Source organism: Streptomyces sp. CC224B (genome assembly GCF_030010595.1).
GTDB lineage: Bacteria > Actinomycetota > Actinomycetes > Streptomycetales > Streptomycetaceae > Streptomyces > Streptomyces longispororuber.
Map to the genome: position 1 here is coordinate 29854 of NZ_JASCXL010000030.1, position 18533 is coordinate 48386.

Here is an 18533-nt window from a genome sequence, read left to right on the forward strand (position 1 = left end):
GCCGTGGGGTCCCTGCCCACCGACCGGCAGCGATTAAGGAGCCAGCCCAGTGCTCGACCAGGGCGCACCCCCGCAGACCCGCCCACGCCCCCAGGGCGTCGGTGGGCTCGGCAGCCGAATGACGCGGCGCAAGCCGGTGGACCGCCTGATCGCCGAGGGTGGTCAGGGCGAGGGCGGCACGCTGCGCCGCACCCTCGGCATGTGGCAGCTCACCATGATCAGCATTGGTGCGACGCTCGGCACCGGCATCTTCGTGGTGCTCGGCGAGAGCGTCCCGAAGGCCGGCCCGGCCGTCACGATCTCCTTCGTGATCGCCGGTCTCACCGCCCTCTTCTCGGCCCTCTCCTACGCCGAACTGGCCGGCTCCATCCCGGTCGCGGGCTCCTCCTACTCGTACGCATACGCAACGATGGGCGAACTCGTCGCCTGGGTCTGCGGCTGGTGCCTGGTCCTGGAGTACGGCGTGTCCGTCGCGGCCGTCGCCGTCGGCTGGGGCGAGTACCTGAACGAGCTGCTCGACGGCACCATCGGGGTCACCATCCCGGACGCCCTCTCCGCGGCGCCCGGCGAGGCCGACGGGACCTTCATCAACCTGCCCGGCCTGATCGTGGTGCTGCTCGCCATGGTCTTCCTGCTGGGCGGTGCCAAGGAGTCCGCCCGCGCCAACACGATCATGGTCATCGTGAAGATCGCGGCCCTGATCCTGTTCTGCGCCGTCGGCTTCACGGGCTTCAAGTCCGGCAACTACTCCGACTTCATGCCGCTCGGCGTCGCCGGGGTCAGCGCGGCCGGGGCCAGCCTGTTCTTCTCGTACATCGGCTTCGACGCCGCCTCCACCGCCGGTGAGGAGGCCAAGAACCCGCAGCGCGACCTGCCGCGCGCGATCATGCTCTCGCTGATCATCGTGACCGCGCTGTACGTCCTGGTCGCCGCGGTCGCCGTCGGCGCCTGGAACTGGAAGGACTTCGAGGGCTCCGAGGCGTCGCTGACCGCGATCATGAACGACGTCACGGGCCAGACCGTCTGGGGCACGCTGCTCGCCGCCGGCGCCGTCATCTCCATCGCCAGCGTCGTCCTGACCGTGCTCTACGGCCAGACCCGCGTGCTCTTCGCGATGTCCCGCGACGGCCTCGTGCCCAAGGCGTTCGCCCGGGTCAGCGGCAAGACCGGCACGCCCCGCGTGAACACCGTCCTGGTGTCGCTGTTCTGCGGCGCCCTCGCCTCGGTCGTCCCGCTCGGCAAGCTCGTCGACGCCACCAGCATCGGCACGCTCTTCGCCTTCGGCCTGGTCAACATCGCCGTGATCGTGCTGCGCCGCACCCGCCCGGACATGCCCCGCACCTTCCGGGTGCCGCTCGGCTGGCTCTTCCCGGTGCTCGGCTTCGGCTTCTGCGCCTACAACATGTACAACCTCGACGCGGTCACCTGGGCGGTCTTCGGTGTCTGGATGGCCGTCGGGCTCGTGTTCTACTTCCTGTACGGGATGCGCCGCTCCCGTCTGGAGACCGAGTCCGCCGCCGGGGAGGTCTCCACAGCGAAGTGACCCGCGTGCAGCGCCACGCAGAAAAGTGAACGACCCCCTGTGCGACTGAACGATCTCGACGAACGCATCGTGCACGCCCTCGCCGAGGACGCCCGCCGCTCCTACGCCGACATCGGCCAGCTCGTCGGCCTGTCCGCGCCCGCCGTGAAACGGCGCGTGGACAGGCTGCGGGCCACCGGAGCCATCACCGGCTTCACCGTCCGCGTCGACCCGGCCGCGCTCGGCTGGGAGACCGAGGGGTTCATCGAGATCTACTGCCGGCGCAACACCTCGCCGGAGGCGATCCAGCGGGGTCTGGAGCGGTACCCCGAGATCGCGTCCGCCTCCACCGTGACCGGGGAGGCGGACGCGATCGTGCAGGTCTTCGCCGCGGACATGCGGCACTTCGAGCGGGTGCTGGAGCGGATCGCGGGGGAGCCGTTCGTCGAGCGGACCAAGTCGGTGCTGGTTCTCTCGCCGCTGATGCGCCGTTTCTCCTCCGGTTCCCCCGCCTAGAGGGTTGCCTCGTCCGGGGTTTCGCGACTGCGGGCGCGTTGGGGCTGGTCGCGCCCGCGCGGCGGAGCCGCACATGGAAACAGCCCCGCGCCCCTTCGGGGGGCTCCTCAGCGGCCCTCGGGGTACGGCACCTTCCACGGGGTCACGTGGAAGTCGCCCGTGCCCTGCCTGACCTTCTCGAACGGCGCGGCGCTGGTGCACTTCGTCAGCTTCTTCGTGCCGTCGGGGCCGCCGGTCGCGGCCCAGCTGTAGCCGAGCCGGTCCTGCTTGCCCTGGTCGTGGACGCTGAAGCCGACGCGGCTGCCCTTCATCCTCCCGATGTTGGTCCTGGTGATGATGCCCGTCGCCGACGCCACCTTGCCGCCGGTCAGCAGGCAGTCGATGCGGCCCTCGGCCCAGCCGCCCTTGCCGCCGGGCCGGTCCAGGTGCACGAACCTGAAGGTGCCGGTGGCCTTCGTCGGGTCGGCGTTGTGGCGCTTCGCCAGATGCGCGTCGAAGGTGAACGTCACGTCCTCCGTCGTCCTGCGGAACAGCTTCGCCGAACCGGTCAGCGCGGCGGCCTCCCGCGGCTTCGCCTCGGCGGCCCGCGCCGGGCGCGTACCGTCCTCGCCGGACGCCACGGCGACGGCCGCCGTGCCCGCGGTGAGCAGGAGCGCGGCGCCCACGGCGAGGGCGCGGGTGCTGGAGCGGGTGAAGGTGACACGGCTCACGGGAAGACCTCCGTCGGTCGGGCGGCCCCGGTCGTTCCGGGTGACCTCACGATCTCCCGGAGCGGGGCCCCGGCACGTCGCGCCCGAGGCTGCTCTCCGCTTCCGCCGCGCGGGGGAGGCGCCGGACACCCGGCTGCGCCGCGAGGCGGACACCCCCGCGACCCCAGCGGTACGCGGTCCGTACGCGGTCCGTACGCCTCCCTTACGCGGCCCGTACGCCCGTACGCAACGAATCGCCGCCGGAGCGCCCCGACGCGCAACGGATCGCGCAGGCGGGCGCAACGGTCGTGTCTTGTCCCGCCAGTCCCGCGAAACGTACGGTCTATCCGACTCACTCACCCCTTTTCCCCGCGTCCCCGAGGTCAGCCATGCCGTCGCTGCGCACCGCCCTGCTCCAGAGCTCGGGGCGTCCCGGTTCTGTCGCCGCCAACCTCAAGGCCCTGGACGAGGCCGCCGCCCGCGCCGCCGCGGCCGGGGCGCGGCTCCTGGTGACGCCGGAGATGTTCCTGACGGGCTACGCGATCGGCGCCGACGTGCCGCGCCTGGCCGAGCCCGCGGACGGCGAGGCGGCCGACACCGTCGCCGAGATCGCGGCGCGCCACGGCCTTGCCGTCGCCTACGCCTACCCGGAGCGCGACGGCGAGGACGTCTTCAACGCCGTCCAGCTCATCGGCGCCGACGGCACGCGCCTGGCCAACTACCGCAAGACCCACCTCTTCGGCTGCTTCGAGCGCGACCACTTCACGCCGGGCGAGCAGGCCGTCGTCCAGGCCGAGCTCGACGGCCTCACGGTCGGCCTGATGATCTGCTACGACGTGGAGTTCCCGGAGAACGTCCGCGCGCACGCCCTCGCGGGCACCGACCTGCTGCTCGTCCCCACGGCGCAGATGCACCCCTTCCAGTTCGTCGCCGAGTCCGTCGTGCCGGTGCGCGCCTTCGAGAGCCAGATGTACGTCGCGTACGTCAACCGCGTCGGGCAGGAGGGCGAGTTCGAGTTCGTCGGCCTGTCCACGCTCGCCGGGCCCGACGGCGTGGCCCGCGCCCGGGCCGGGCGCGGCGACGAGCTGGTGTTCGCCGACGCCGACCCGGAGTTCCTCGCCGCCTCCCGCGAGGCCAACCCCTACCTGCGCGACCGCCGCCCCGGCCTGTACGCGTCCCTGATCTGACACCTCCCCCGCACGAGCTTTTCGTACCTTGCCGCAAGGAGTCCGTACCCCATGACGTCCACGGTGCCCACCGCCGTCCAGCACACCGACGCTCCCCCGGACGTCGTCCAGGGGCACCCCCTGCCGCCCATCACCATGTTCGGGCCGGACTTCCCGTACGCCTACGACGACTTCCTCGCGCACCCGGCCGGCCTCGGCCAGATACCCGCGACCGAGCACGGGGCCGAGGTCGCCGTCATCGGCGGTGGCCTGTCCGGCATCATCGCGGCGTACGAGCTGATGAAGATGGGCCTCAAGCCCGTCGTCTACGAGGCGGACCAGATCGGCGGCCGGCTGCGCACCGTCGGCTTCGACGGCCCCGAGGCCGAGGGTTTGACGGCGGAGATGGGCGCGATGCGCTTCCCGCCGTCCTCCACGGCGCTCCAGCACTACATCGACCTGGTGGGCCTGAAGACCCGGCCGTTCCCGAACCCGCTCGCCGAGGCGACGCCGTCGACCGTCGTCGACCTGAAGGGCGAGTCGCACTACGCCGAGACCATCGACGACCTGCCGCAGGTCTACCGCGACGTGGCCAAGGCGTGGGCCGACTGCCTGGAGGAGGGCGCGGACTTCTCCGACATGAACCGCGCGCTGCGCGAGCGCGACGTGCCGCGCATCCGCGAGATCTGGGCGAAGCTCGTCGAGAAGCTCGACAACCAGACGTTCTACGGCTTCCTCTGCGAGTCCGAGGCCTTCAAGTCCTTCCGCCACCGCGAGATCTTCGGCCAGGTCGGCTTCGGCACCGGCGGCTGGGACACCGACTTCCCCAACTCCATCCTGGAGATCCTGCGCGTCGTCTACACCGAGGCCGACGACCACCACCGCGGCATCGTCGGCGGCTCCCAGCAGTTGCCGCTGCGGCTGTGGGAGCGCGAGCCGCAGAAGATCACGCACTGGCCGCTCGGCACCTCCCTGGCGTCGCTGCACGAGAACCGCGCGCCGAAGCCGGCCGTGACCCGGCTGCACCGCACCGCGGGCAACCGCGTCACCGTCACCGACGCGCACGGCGACATCCGCACCTACCGGGCCGTGATCTTCACCGCCCAGTCCTGGATGCTGCTCTCCAAGATCGAGTGTGACGACTCGCTGTTCCCCATCGACCACTGGACGGCGATGGAGCGCACCCACTACATGGAGTCGAGCAAGCTCTTCGTGCCGGTGGACCGGCCGTTCTGGCTGGACAAGGACGAGGAGACCGGTCGTGACGTCATGTCGATGACGCTCACCGACCGCATGACCCGCGGCACCTACCTGCTGGACGACGGCCCGGACAAGCCCGCCGTCATCTGCCTCTCCTACACCTGGTGCGACGACAGCCTGAAGTGGCTGCCGCTGTCGGCGAACGAGCGCATGGAGGTCATGCTCGACTCGCTCGGCAAGATCTACCCGAAGGTCGACATCAGGAAGCACATCATCGGCAACCCGGTGACCGTGTCCTGGGAGAACGAGCCCTACTTCATGGGCGCGTTCAAGGCCAACCTGCCGGGCCACTACCGCTACCAGCGGCGCCTGTTCACGCACTTCATGCAGGACCGCCTCCCCGAGGACAAGCGCGGCATCTTCCTCGCGGGCGACGACATCTCCTGGACGGCGGGCTGGGCCGAGGGCGCCGTGCAGACCGCGCTGAACGCCGTGTGGGGCGTCATGCACCACTTCGGCGGCGAGACCGACCCGACGAACCCCGGCCCCGGCGACCTCTACGACGAGATCGCGCCGGTCGAGCTGCCGGAGGACTGAGGCCCCCGGCTCCGCTCAGATGCCCGCCGCACGCGCCGCCGCGTACACCTCGGCGGCGACGTCGGTGAGCTCCTTCGCGTCGCGCACGCCGCTCTGGAGGTCGACGAGGATCTCCTCCAGACCCACCTCGGCGTGCGCGGCCAGGTCCTCGACGATCTGGTCGACGCTTCCCTGGAAGGGGGAGCGGTCGGCGCCGTCGTACGGCTCGGGCGTGTAGCGGGCGTTCACGCGCAGCACGGTCCGCAGGGGCCGCTCGCGGCCGCGCTCGGCGGCCGCGTCCCGCACCCGGCGCCACTGCTCGGCGAGCGCGGCGGCGCCCGTGGCCACGGGCATCCAGCCGTCCGCGCGGTCCACCAGGCGGCGCAGGGCGCGCGGGCTGCTCGCGGGCAGCAGGACGGGGATGGGCCGCGCGGGCTTCGGGCCCACCTCGGCGGACGCGATCCGGGTCAGCTCGCCCTCGTACGCCACCGGGTCCGGGCCCCACACCGCGCGGCACACGTCGATCAGCTCGTCGAGCACCTTGCCGCGCCGCTCGAAGGGGGCCACCGAGGCCGCCGCGTACTCGTCCAGGGACCAGCCGGTGCCGAACCCCGCCACCACCCGGCCGCCGCTGGCCGCGTCGAGCGACGCCAGCGAGCGGGCGAGCTGCAACGGCACGTGCAGCGGGGCCACCAGGACGCTGGTGCCGAGCCGGGCCCGCTCGGTGGCCGCGGCGGCGAGCGTGAGCGTGACCAGCGGGTCGGCGACCGAGCGGTAGCTGTCCGGCCAGGGCAGCCCCGGGACGCCGAAGAGGCCCTGCGTGGGCAGGTCCGGGAACAGGACGCGCTCGAAGACCCACAGGCTGTCGAAGCCGGTCCGCTCGGCGGCGCGGGCCACGTCGGGGACGTCGCGCCCCAGGTCGGTCCACTTCATCTGCGGAAGGCCGAGCCCCAGTCGGGTCGCCATGGATGTCCTCCAGTGTCGGGCTGCGTCGGGTCGCGGTCGAGCGGTGCAACGTACAACGCGTGCACGGAGGTTCAGGAGGCTGCCGTTACCGGCGTGGCTGGATCCGGTGGGCGGGCGGTGCGGGGTGAGCCGGTGGGCGGTGTGGAGCGGGTCGGTGGGGGCGCGGGGGAGTCGGTGGGGGTGCGGGGCGATCCCGTGGGCGGTGCGGCGTGGGTCAGTCCGGCAGCGGGGTGAGCAGCATCCGCCCCACCACGCCCACCGCCCCGTCCAGCCGCTCGCGCAACTCCTCGGCGACGCCCGGGAACGGGCGCAGCGTCCACAGGGTCCGCGCGGCCGACCAGGCGCCGTCGCGGGCCCGCTCCAGGCTCCAGGAACCGAGCAGATGGGTCAGCGGATCAGCGACCTGGAACACGTCCGGGCCCGGCATCAGCTCCTCGCGGACCCGCTCCTCCAAGGCGACGAGGATGTCGCCCACGCGGTCGAACTCGTCCTCCAGGTCGGCCGGTTCGCAGCCGACGCTGTGGCAGGTGTCCACGACGGCGAGCGCCAGGTCGTGGCCGATGTGCGCGTTGATGCCCGCCAGGGCGAACCGTTCGGAGTAGCATCCCATCCATGTCGCAACTCGCACGGCGCGCGGGCATCGCTGTGGCTGCCCGCCACGCCCCCCGGGTAGTAGGTGCTATCCGACTCAGCCGGTACAACGACGCATCAACCTCCCCCGAAGTGCAAGAGGAGATGATCACTCTCGCCGCCCACCGCATCGGAGGAGTCCTCGTCGGGTGGGCGAAGGACATTGACGTATCAGCACTGAAGACGTCCCCATGGGAGCGGGAAGAACTTCTCTACTGGCTAGAGCGACCGGAAGAGTGGGATGTACTCGTCTGGCAACGTATGGACCGCGCTGTACGGTCCATGGCCGATATGGCAAACCTGGGACGTTTCGCCAAGCAGTATGGTAAGCGGCTCGTCTTCGCTTCAGGACCCGGCGGAGACATGCTCGAACTCGACTTCGGTTCAGCAATGTCTGAACTGATCATGCTGATTCTGGCCTTCGCTGCCCAACTCGAAGGACAGACCATCGTCGAGCGAAACCAGGGTGCTGCGGCTCGTCTCCAAGCTCTCGGCAGGTGGGCAGGTGGCCCGGTGCCTTACGGCTTCCAGCCCGTCCGGAAAACTTTCCCTGACGGCAACGAGGGTTGGTGGTTGGGAGAGCACAAGGAGACAGCCGATATCCGTCGCGCAGCTATCGCGCGAGCTATCGCGCGGAAATCGTTCAACTCAATCACTGATTGGCTTATTGAATCGGGTGCCGTCACCCCCGCGAATCACAGGGCCAGACTCGCAGGACGCGAAGAGGACCCGGAAAGCCGGTGGATGCCGACCACCGTTCGTTCAATGCTTATGTCCGCACTAAACCGCGGGCACCTCGTCACGCGCGAGGGAACTACGGTACGTAATGCTGACGGCAGCCCCGTACTTCAGGGAGAGGCGCTCATCAGTGACGAGACAGCCCGGGAGTTGGACGAGGCTTTGAAGGAGATGGCCGTCGAAGCGCTCCAGGTCCCGCGTCGGCGCGACGCGCATGAGCTACTGGGCGTCCTGGTCTGTCACTGGTGCATCGGCAACATGCACACCGGCTCGCGCACGGAGGGCGACGGGACGCGGACTGGTGTCTTTCGCTGCAACAGCAGCCGTCATGGTAAGGAAGCCCCGAAGCCCACGGTTACGCGGTCGATAACAGTTGCGTGGGTACATGCTGAGTTCATCCGCCGGTTTGGGTTCATGCGACAGACGCAGATTGTGCGCACGCCGGGCGTCGACCACCGCGCGGAGATCGCAGAGTTGGAGACGAACCTAGAAGAGCTAGGAAACCGCCTCCCCCAGATGCGTGGTGCCGCTGCTGACGTCGTAATGAGGCAGATGAATGGTATCGCGGAGCGACTGGAGCAACTGCGGAGCGTCCCCGTAGAGCCACCGAGGGTCCAAGAAATCGAACTCGATACGACGTGGGGTGACGCCTTCCATGAGGCGAGTGACGAGGAGCGTCGGCAGATCATGCTCTCCCTGAACGTCCGCGTCACGGTGGGCCCTCCGACGGGATGGCGACGCCCGATTGAGGAGCGGCTGACGATGGAGATTGATCGCCCTGACCCTGAGTCGGACGAGATCGAAGAAGCAAGGCACCAAGCGACGCTGTAGCGGACGCAGAATAGCCCCTCTCCAGACCCGGAGAGGGGCTCTTTGTCATCCAGTCGACGGGTTACTCCACGGGCCGGCTGGGGGCCGCTCAGGGAGCTTGGCGCCCGGTCGGCGTAGATACCACTGCACGAACTCTCGAATGACGCGCCCCCGCGGACTGCGCCCCGTGGGGTGCATGGTCTTCGCAGCCTGGAGAAGCGGCTCCCATTCGTCGTCAGGCATGCGCACGCGCCGGGCCTTGTCGTACTCGTTCTCTTCGACGTCCATGCGCAGACGGTAGCTCGGTTGTGGCCACAAACACAAGCCGCCCAAGGCTTGCGTTTGTGGCCACAAGGTGGGTAGTTTTGTGGCCACAAGAGCAGCACGCCGAAACGGCGAACGCCCCGCAGTCCTGGCAGACCATCACGGGGCGTTCGTCCTCCACAGAGGAGTCCCCATCATGACGCACGCGACCCCCGTTGTCCTCGTCATCGGCAACACGAGCACCGCTGACACCCTGAGCGACCTCACCGCGCTCGCCTTTGACGCTGCGGATCGGCTTCGCCTTCACGCAGTCGTCGCGGTCGGCATGGAGCACAACGTCGACGACTACGCGGGCGTGGTGCTTGACCCCTCTTGGCTCGACTCGACGTCGGCCGCCGTGCTCGGCGCGGAAGCGATGGAGCGGGACATGTGCGTGATGACCCCGGAGGAGCTGCATGCGACGTTCGAGCCCACCCGCGCATGCACCCACTGTGGCGCTGTCCGCCCGAGCGCCCGCCCGCGCCTCATTGGCGGGACGTGGACGCCTAGTGTCTGCGGAGGGTGCGCTCAGGCGTCCGCGGTACATCGCTCGCTAGCGCACGCTGCGTAGTCAAGGTGGTGGATGGGCGCGCACCGGGGCAACCCGGAGGCGCGCCCCCGCTCCTGGCGGGCGTCGACTCTCGCCGTCGAAGCGGAATCGTCCTCCTCGTTCGTTACCGTTTCGGTACCTTGGGAGCCGTCACACTCCGATCGGCTTCCGGGCGCGCTCATCGCTGACCAGCGGGAACGCCAAACCTAGTGCCAAAGTGTCAAACTAACTGCCTTCTCAGCTTTCTCTCTAACGCGCATTAGAAGAAAGTTGAGAAGGCAGTTAGTTTGACACTTTGGCATCGGGTTTGTCCGCGTCGGCCGTTCGTAACTCTCCGTGCCGCCGGAGGAGGAAGCCGACGTACAGCGGGGCTGTGGGCCCCCATCGGGATCAGGTAACGAACATGCAACGATGCACACCTTGATGCCAATAGGCCGGAGACCTATCAGGGGCCTGAACAGGCATTATCTACGTCTGTCGCTCTGTGTCACTGTCACACTCACGACACTACATAAGTAGGGGGAAGTGCAACGTACCCCCCCGCCGCGCGCTCCGTGATTCCGCCCGGGGCTTGCGCGATGGAATGGGTGGCGTAGAGCGCCGCGCGGATGGCCCCCTCCTCTCGCCTCCGTGACGCTGCGCTCCGCCGCCCATTCACCCTCTTCAAAGCGCCGCCGAGTCGCGGCGCGCTTTTTGTTGGCCTCCGGAGACAGGTCGTCAGAATAACCCGAAGGAGAAGACATGAACGAGGCTGTACCGCACTCCCAGACGTGCGTCAGATGCGGAGACACGAAGCCTTTCGACGCTGCGCACTTCCACCGCGACGCCATGGCCCGGTACGGGTTGAAGGCGACGTGCCGTCAATGCAGTAACTCAGCCGAGCGCAGACGCTACGCGTCCAATGCCGACGAGATCCTTGAGCGAGCGCGCAAGCGCCGTTCAGAGCGCGCGGCTTACTGGGAGACTCAAGCGCACTGGAACGCGGCCTGATGGCCGCTCAGACCCTGCCATGGGCCCGTCACTACTGAGTGACGGGCCTTACGTATGAGAGGACACGTACAGCATGCGAGAAACAAGCAATCCCCTCCTTCGGGAGGCGTGGGCGACAGTGCCCGAAGTAGCGAAGGCACAGGAGCGCTACGAGGCGGCCGTGAAGCTCCGTCGCGGATTCGCCCCGGGAAAGACACCCGCAGAGGCTCTGACGGCCGTTAGGGACGCGGCTATCGCCACCTTTCAGGAGACCGGCAAGTGGTCGTCGACGTTCGCGAGGGATGCGGCGAAGGCGCACGCTGAGGCTCTCGTCTGGGAGGCTGAGAGCATCGCCCTGTGGCGCTTGGAGGAGTCCACGAAGATGACTGCGGAGTTCCTGCGAAACTCCCTCTCCGCTGACGCCTTGGAGCATCTCGGCGGCCGACTAGAGGAGATCCTGGACACCGCGAAGGCCGCGGGCGAGGCACTGGGGGGCGTCACGACCGCGGAGCAGGCCATCGAAGCGGGCGCGGATGCCCTCGACGCATGGCGTCGCTTGACGTCATTACTGAAGGACTATCGAAACGTCCGCGCGGCTCAGTGGGACGTCCTTCGTGCCGTGACCGGGGAGGACGAGCGGGCGCGAATGCGCATGTGGCGCGCGCAGGGCCACGGGGAGATCAAGGGCGTACGAGTCGACGACATCCCGGCGCACATCGTCGACGGAATGCGCTCCGGCACTTACGACGCCGAGTTCCTCGTGTGGGTCGCGCAGAGTGGCACGGGCTACGTCCCGACGTCGTATGACGACCTGGAGGCGGAAGTCATGGCAGCGACGGAGCCCGTCGCCTACGACGACCACGGCCCCCTCATCGACATCTCCCCGCGCGTCGTGCCGATCCGTGAACCACGGCCGGCACAAACCTACGCGCACTCGCGCACGCCGCACCTGGACGCCTCGCAGCCGACACCCGCAAAGACGAAGGCGAACGCTGCTTACCCGGACCGCGAGCCGTCGACTACTGACTACCTCTAGGAGCACCCGTGAACGAACTCACCCCCGAGCAGGAGCGCGACAACGCGCTTGCTGAACTCGCGCGAGTCCGCGCGGCTCTCTCCGTCGGCCTGTCGGTCGAGCAGTCCGCACGCCTCCAGGGCTCGACACCGGAGGAGTTGGAAGCGGACGCACAGACGTTGGCCGCAGAGTTCGGCCTGACGTCCCCGCCCGCTCCTGTGCACCGATCCGGCGGGGACCGTGGCCCGGACATCGGTAACGGTGCCGGGACTGTCGCAGGTGGTGCTGAGCGCTACCGAACGAAGCACCCGCAGCGTGAGACGCGTGCAGACGAGCAGCAGCGTCGCACAAATCCCTTCCATGAGCGGACCTACACCGTAGAGAACCGATGACGTCAACGCTCATCTTCGACGAGTGTGCGTCGACCCATCCGCAGGGCTAACGCCTACGCCAGAACCTGAGCGCGTCCGCCCAGGCGCGCACAACGTGGGCCAGACTGCGCAAGATGAGTGGGCGTTCGGCTGGGGCGGAACCACGCAGGGCCACGCACACAAGGGCAACAGCAGTCAGGCACAGCACCGTGAAGCAGTAGGCGAGCACGGTAAGGGGATCAAGCACGGGCCACACGAGCAGTCCTCCACGACAACAGAGCCGTCCTCGTGGAGGTGCTAAGGCAGCGTCCCCAACGAGGCAGACGGCAGCCTGCCTTACCGCAGTGCCCGCGCTCACTGCGTCCGTCGTCGTGACGGTCCGTTGAGGTCGTGAGACCTACTGACGTTGTACGTGCTGTCGATCGCGGGTTGACCCTCACTAGTCGGGTCGGTGCCTTAGCTACAGACGTCTTGGACTCATCGGTCAGCACTGCTGACGGCGTCTTGGCACTCCCAATCGTACAACGAACCGCAGGCGCAACGCAGTTGATAGCCCCACCCCAGGGGAGTGACCCGAGGTGGGGTCGATCGGAAGACCGTTAAGGTGCTGGTCCTCTCTGTCTGTACGGGTCTGGGGGAAGTGGACACGGACGCCATAAGGGCCCCTTGGGCGCCCTCTGGCGGCTCCTGGACCCGCCTCCGCACCACGGATGCGAGGGGGCGTGTCTACGGAACGATCAAGCGGGACGCGCAAGATCAACTATTTACCGTAACAAGCCGCAGGTCAGATACCTGAAAGCGTGACGAAGCATCTGCGGTTCGTGCTGAACTCTTGACCTTCGAAAGCCCCGAGCGGACGCGCTCTGGGGCTTTTTCTATGCCCGAAAGAGATATCAATGAATGCTGACGACGCTTGCGCTAGAGACGGGTGCCGATTCCATGTGGAACACGTCCTTATAGGTAACATGGCGTTGCCAGCCATGTATTGCGGAGACGGGTGTCGAGACTACGAATGGTTGCGCAAGGCCGTTGAGAACGCGGCCCCAACACCTGATATTGGCGAAGCAACGCGATGCCTAGACGCGTTGCGGAGGTTGTTGGACGGCCGTTCGGAGCCGTTTGACGTCTGCAACATCCTCGGAAGTCTCCATGGCTGCTGATCTGGATATAGTCGGCGGTGCCGCTGTTGACGTCGTTCCTGTCGTCCCCAATTTCCACCGCAAGCTAAAGGAGGCTGTCCTCCCCGCTGCGGACCGCGTAGGCGTCGACGCAGGTCAGAAGATGGGTGAGCGTATGGCACAGGCCATGCGCGCCACGCTGACCGGCTCCGGTGACCGTATAGGCAATGCTCTCGGTGACGCCATTGGTGACGCTCTAGCGCGTCGGATTGTGACTGCGATACCCAACGCAATCAACGACGGGGGGCGAGCGGCGCGCGCCGCTTCAACACGACAGGGAGATGACAACGCCGGGGCGTTTGGGAGAGCATTCCGGAGCAGGCTTCAGGCCGCGTTCCGCAACCTCCCGCGGGCGGATGTTCGCCTTGCGACAACGGGCTTCGATGCTGATTTGGCTCGCGTTCGGTCTCGGCTTGAAACCCTTTCCGGTAAACGAGTAGGTATTGACGTCGACGCTGCTAGTGCGTTGGCGGAAATGGAGGCTCTCGACGCCGAGCTTGCACGGTTGGGGAGTCGGTCTCCCAACGTACAGGTTCGTACAGATATCGCTGCGGCGCGCGCTGAAATCGCAGCCATGCAGAGCGCTGTTAACGGTCTCGATCGCGACGACGTCAATGTCCGCGTTAAAGCCAATACGGCGCCCGCGATGGCGTCCCTTACGGCTCTCGGCGTCGCTCTCGGCGGCGTAGCAGCGCTCCCCGTCTTCCCTGTCGCAGCCGCGGGTCTCGGTGCCATCGCGTCCATGGCCACCGTCGCGGCTGTCGGCGTCGGCTCGCTCGCCCTGGCGGGCGGGCTGGCTGTAAAGCGTGTGGCGTCCGCGCTCCAGGCAAAGACAGCAGCCGAACAGGAATCGACTCGCGCTTCAGAGACCGGAGCTGCTACCCAGGTCCGTGCCGCTCAGCGTGCTCTTCAGATGGCGTCCGCTCAGCAGTCGCTAGCAGCCGCTCACCGGAACGCGTCGCGCCAGATTGCTCAGGCCAACCGCGCCGTGGAGGACGCTCAACGCGCACTCGCGGACACCACCCGCCAGGCCACTCGTCAGGTTGCGGACGCGGAACGAGCCGTCGCGGAGGCCGCTCAGCGGGCCGCGGAGCAGCGTCGGCAGGCAGCACGGAACGTGGAGCAGGCAGAGCGCTCCCTCGCCGACGCCAAGAGGGCCGCGCGTCAGGCGGAGGACGATCTCACACAGGCCCGTGCGACCGCTGCCCAGCAGCTAGCGGACCTGGAGGACCGGCTCGTCGGCGGCCGGCTCGCACAGCGTGACGCCACCCTGCGCGTGCAGGAGGCGGAACTCGAACTCCAGAAGACACAGCAGCAGTACGACTTGGGCAAGGCCACTCAGCTACAGCTCGACCGCGCCCGCCTCGCCTACGACCAAGCCGTCCAGGGCGCCAAGGAGCAGGGAGACAGCCTCAAGGATCTTGAGAAGGAGGCGGAGAAGGCTCGCAAGGAGGGCGTCGCCGGGAACGACGACGTCAAGCGTGCGGCCGATGCCGTCGCCGACGCACAGCGCCGCGTCCGCGAGGAGACGCGCGCCGTCGCGGACGCTCAGCGCGAGGCAGCTCGGGAGCAGGTGGAGGCCGCTCAGCGGGTCGCCGATGCTCACCAGGGCCTCGTCGACGCGCAGGAGCAGGCGGCCCGCAGCGTCGCCGACGCTCAGCGCAAGGTCAAGGATGCCGTCCGCGGTGTCGCTGAGGCGCAGGTCCAGGCTGCGGAGTCCATCGAGGCCGCGGAGCGCGGTGTCGAGTCGGCACGGCTGTCCGGCGTCGACACCACCGCAAAGGCCGCGAGTAAGACGGACGACTACCGCAAGGCACTCCAGAAGCTCTCACCGGCACAGCGGGATCTCTTCGACGCTATCGCGGGGCCAAAGGGCCTTACGTCGGCGTACAAGGAATGGGCGAAGAGCGTCGAGCCTGACGTCCTGCCCATTTTCACGCGGGCGGTAACCGGGGCGAAGAATTCACTTCCGGGACTCACGCCGCTTGTCCGTGAATCTGCTCGTGCGGTATCCGACCTTCAAAGGGCGGCGTCCCGGCAAATTAAGTCGCCGTTCTGGCAGGACTTCAAACAAGGCATAGCCAAGAGCGCGTATCCTGCAATTACGGGTCTCGGCCGCGCCTTCGGTAACATCTTCAAGGGCATAGCAGGAATCATTAACGCTTTCCTGCCCCACATGGACACGATCGCGGACAAGTCCGATTCGATCACTGCCCGCTTCGCGAAATGGGGGACGTCGCTCAAGGGTTCGCCGGAATTCGAGCGCTTCCTCGACTATTCCGACGAAATGGGCGGCGTCCTAGCTGACACGCTAGGCGATGTCGGACGAGCGATATACGAGATAGCGCGTGCACTGAGTCCGATGTCAGGCCCTGTGCTTGAATTCATTGGGGCCATGGCGTCGGGGCTTGCCGACTTCGCCGAGACATGCCCGATTGCTGTACAGGCTCTGTGGGCCTTGATCATCGCCAACCGGGCGTGGAATCTGGCGCTGGGCGTCACTGCATTCGTCATGCGACAGCTCCCCATCTTCCGCGTCATCATGCTCATTGGGCTACTGGCTGCCGGACTCGTATATGCCTACAAGAAGTCAGAGACATTCCGTCGGATCGTCGACGGCGCCTGGGCTGGAATCCGGAAGGCGGCGGAGGCGGCATGGAAAAGCGGGTTGAAGCCAGCATTCGACGGGATCGTCAGCGGCGCCAAGAGTGTGGGGCGCTTCGCGACGTGGCTGTGGCGCGAGGCGATTAAGCCCGCTTTTGATGCGATATCGACGGCCGCGAAGATCCTTGTAGCCGTAATCGTCGTGGCCTTCGTGGCGCCCATCGTTATTGCTTTCGAGGCGCTGGCGGGTACCGCTAAATGGCTGTGGCGTGAAGGGATGTCTCCGGCTTTCGACGGAATTTCGGACGCCGCGGGGGCACTCTGGGAATACGGCATCAAGCCTGCTGCGGAGGCTATCGGAGGTGGTCTCCGTCGTGTGGGTCGGATCGGTAAGGCTCTGTACGAGAAGACCCTAGCTCCCGCGTTCCGCGGAATCCGGCGCGCGCTCGGAGCCCTATACGACAATGGGATCAAGCCGACAGGTGCCCGCATTGGCGAGGCTTTCCGGGTGGTCGGGCGGGTTGGCAAAGCGCTCTATGAGAAGACGCTTGCTCCTGCTTTCCGGGGAATCGGCGCCGCAGGACGACGGCTGCACGAGAAGGCGATTAAACCCGCGTTCAGCGGGATTTCCTCCGCCGCGTCCTTCCTCTGGCGGAAGGGACTGCGCCCGGCTTTCGACCGGATCAAGGAGGGTGTCCGCCTCGTCGGCGAGGCCTTCAGATCCGCGAAGAAGATTATCGGTGAAGTTTGGCGCGGCGTTGCTGGTGTAGCCGCCCGTCCCGTTAACTTCGTGATCCGTACCGTATACACGAATGGGATTAAGAAGGTCTGGGACAAGGTTGCGAAATTCGTTGGACTAGGCAAGCTGCCCGTCGCTCCGAAGCTGCTTCCAGAGAATCCGAAGCTCCTTGAGGCTGGTGGCACGGTAGGCTCCGGCTGGGGAGCTGCCCGCCCGATGAAGGTCAACAAGCCGACAGCAATTGTCGGAGAGGGTAACCCCCGTTGGCCTGAGTACGTCATTCCGACGGACCCCAAATACCGGTCTCGCGCTCTCAGTCTCCACAGGGCGGCGGGGACGCAACTCATGGAGGACGGCGGTATTCTCGGCCGCTTCGGGTCAGGTCTCACCGCTCCGTATAACTGGACGGTGGACAAGGCCAAGGACGGCGCCCGGAAGATTACCGACTGGGCAAAGGTCGGCTCTGACCTCATCACGAATCCGAGCAAAATATGGACTGCGCTCACGCGTCCGATCGTGTCTCGGATTCAACGCGGTTTGGGCGGCTCACCCATGGCGAAGGTGATAGCCGGCATCCCCAAGAAGATGATTTCGGGGCTGAAGGACAAGATCGTCGGTGCCGCACAGTCGATGTTCATCGACGTCGGCGGAGGCCAGTGGCTGAAGCCGGTCAACGTCGGGTACGGAACGCCGTTCGGTAAGGCTGGCCCGATGTGGTCCTCCGGGTATCACACCGGCCTGGACTTTCCCGCACCGACGGGTACATTCGTCAAATCCGTCGCCATGGGACGCGTGCTCAGGACCGGCAGCGGAGGGCCATACGGACACCATGTCGAGGTCAATCACGGTGGTGGCCTGACCAGCTTCTACGCTCATCTTTCCCGAATTCTGACGTCCGCCGGCAAGGCTGTCATGCGTGGCGACACCATCGGGCGAGTCGGCTCGACGGGTAACAGCTCCGGTCCGCACCTCCACCTGGAGGCGCGAAAGAACGGCAAGCCTGTTGACCCCATGCCGTACCTGCGTGCTCGCGGGGGTTTCAATGCGACCGCTGTGGGCGCGGCACAGCAGTACGCCAAATCGGCACTTGCGCGATACGGCTGGGGGCCAAGTCAATTCGGTCCACTCAAAAAGCTGTGGCACAACGAGAGCGGGTGGCGCTGGAACGCGCGGAACCCGTCATCTGGAGCGTTCGGAATTCCCCAGGCGCTACCCCCAGAGAAGATGGCGGCGGCCGGTCCTGACTGGAGGACGAACCCTCGAACTCAGATTGACTGGGGATTGGGGTACATCGCAAGTCGCCCCGACTACGGCAGCCCTGCGGCAGCGTGGGCGAAATGGCAGTCACGCTCTCCGCACTGGTACGACGAGGGCGGATACCTGCCGCCGGGCCTGTCACTCGTCGCCAACGGAACTGGAAGGCCCGAGCCCGTCTTCACAAGTGGCCAATGGGATGCTATCCGCAACGCTAGAAGCGGGGTGCCCAACGTGGAAGTAACTGTGCACAACTCCACCACGCTTGACGGCCGTGAACTTCATGGCCTAGTGGACCAGCGTATTCAGGTTCGTGATGCGGCGACAGGACGCCTTATCAACGGTGGCCGCTACGTCTGACGTACACCACACGCACACACTCCATGCGTCCTGCGCTGCCCCTGTGCGGCGCAGGACGCTCCCATGACTTGAGAGGAAGCAGCCATGTTCGACATGACGAAGAGCACGAAGCAGCACCACTGTGGTTGCCTGCACTGCGGGGCCGTGCTGGAGCAGAGGACGGGGCGGGGCCGTGTCCGTCGGTACTGCAATGGGGACCACGGCAAGGCGTACCGGCGGCGGATGCGAGCGTTGGGCTTCCCTGTCTAGGTGCCCTTGACGGCTGTCACCGCAGGCGTGATGGTGCGTAGACATTCGTAGAACCCGCAGAAGGGTTGGAACGGTTATGGCGCTACGGTTCATCGCGAAGGACCCCGAGACCGACGGAGCTAACTGCC

11 protein-coding genes and 1 pseudogene are annotated in these 18533 nt (G+C 67.0%); 9 read left to right on the top strand and 3 right to left on the bottom strand.

The genetic code is table 11. The features are described 5' to 3' along the window. The first annotated feature begins 49 nt into the window (after window positions 1–49). Together QK440_RS14635 and QK440_RS14640 are read left to right on the top strand one after the other, a co-directional pair. Complete coding sequence (locus QK440_RS14635; protein WP_282793518.1) at window positions 50–1543, top strand: amino acid permease; 1494 nt, start codon at window positions 50–52, stop codon at window positions 1541–1543. 39 nt (window positions 1544–1582) lie between these two features. Continuing rightward, window positions 1583–2038, top strand: a complete 456-nt coding sequence (locus QK440_RS14640; protein WP_030360443.1) for an Lrp/AsnC family transcriptional regulator — start codon at window positions 1583–1585, stop codon at window positions 2036–2038. A gap of 107 nt (window positions 2039–2145) precedes the next feature. Here QK440_RS14640 and QK440_RS14645 read toward each other — a convergent pair whose 3' ends face one another. Then, window positions 2146–2748, bottom strand: a complete 603-nt coding sequence (locus QK440_RS14645; RefSeq protein WP_282793519.1) for a Repetin — start codon at window positions 2746–2748, stop codon at window positions 2146–2148. 368 nt (window positions 2749–3116) lie between these two features. Here QK440_RS14645 and QK440_RS14650 point away from each other — a divergent pair, with 368 nt between their 5' ends. Then, on the top strand, window positions 3117–3914 hold the full coding sequence (locus QK440_RS14650; RefSeq protein ID WP_282793520.1) for a carbon-nitrogen hydrolase family protein: 798 nt from the start codon (window positions 3117–3119) through the stop codon (window positions 3912–3914). 51 nt (window positions 3915–3965) lie between these two features. Beyond that, the gene (locus tag QK440_RS14655) at window positions 3966–5690 is read left to right on the top strand and encodes an NAD(P)/FAD-dependent oxidoreductase (protein WP_282793521.1); all 1725 of its coding nucleotides are present in this window, start codon (window positions 3966–3968) and stop codon (window positions 5688–5690) included. A gap of 15 nt (window positions 5691–5705) precedes the next feature. Here QK440_RS14655 and QK440_RS14660 read toward each other — a convergent pair whose 3' ends face one another. Together QK440_RS14660 and QK440_RS14665 are read right to left on the bottom strand one after the other, a co-directional pair. Then, complete coding sequence (locus QK440_RS14660; protein WP_282793522.1) at window positions 5706–6635, bottom strand: LLM class F420-dependent oxidoreductase; 930 nt, start codon at window positions 6633–6635, stop codon at window positions 5706–5708. Between the two features lie 214 nt (window positions 6636–6849). Further along, a pseudogene (locus tag QK440_RS14665) lies at window positions 6850–7227 on the bottom strand (DUF5995 family protein); the annotation flags it as partial. Window positions 7228–7247: 20 nt separating this feature from the next. Here QK440_RS14665 and QK440_RS14670 point away from each other — a divergent pair. The 5 genes from QK440_RS14670 to QK440_RS14690 all read left to right on the top strand — a co-directional run bounded on the left by QK440_RS14670 (window position 7248) and on the right by QK440_RS14690 (window position 18156). Continuing rightward, the gene (locus QK440_RS14670; RefSeq protein WP_282793523.1) at window positions 7248–8834 is read left to right on the top strand and encodes a recombinase family protein; all 1587 of its coding nucleotides are present in this window, start codon (window positions 7248–7250) and stop codon (window positions 8832–8834) included. 439 nt (window positions 8835–9273) lie between these two features. Next, window positions 9274–9687 carry a hypothetical protein gene (locus QK440_RS14675; protein ID WP_282793524.1) on the top strand — a complete coding sequence of 138 codons (414 nt, stop codon included), beginning with the start codon at window positions 9274–9276 and terminating at the stop codon, window positions 9685–9687. A gap of 1042 nt (window positions 9688–10729) precedes the next feature. Beyond that, window positions 10730–11671, top strand: coding sequence for a hypothetical protein (locus QK440_RS14680; protein ID WP_282793525.1), 942 nt, complete (start codon window positions 10730–10732; stop codon window positions 11669–11671). An 8-nt stretch (window positions 11672–11679) separates the two neighbouring features. Continuing rightward, a complete protein-coding gene (locus QK440_RS14685) occupies window positions 11680–12042 on the top strand; it encodes a hypothetical protein (RefSeq protein ID WP_282793526.1) in 363 nt (120 codons plus the stop codon). 1128 nt (window positions 12043–13170) lie between these two features. Beyond that, window positions 13171–18156, top strand: a complete 4986-nt coding sequence (locus tag QK440_RS14690) for a peptidoglycan DD-metalloendopeptidase family protein (protein WP_282793527.1) — start codon at window positions 13171–13173, stop codon at window positions 18154–18156. The last annotated feature ends 377 nt before the right edge of the window (window positions 18157–18533 follow it).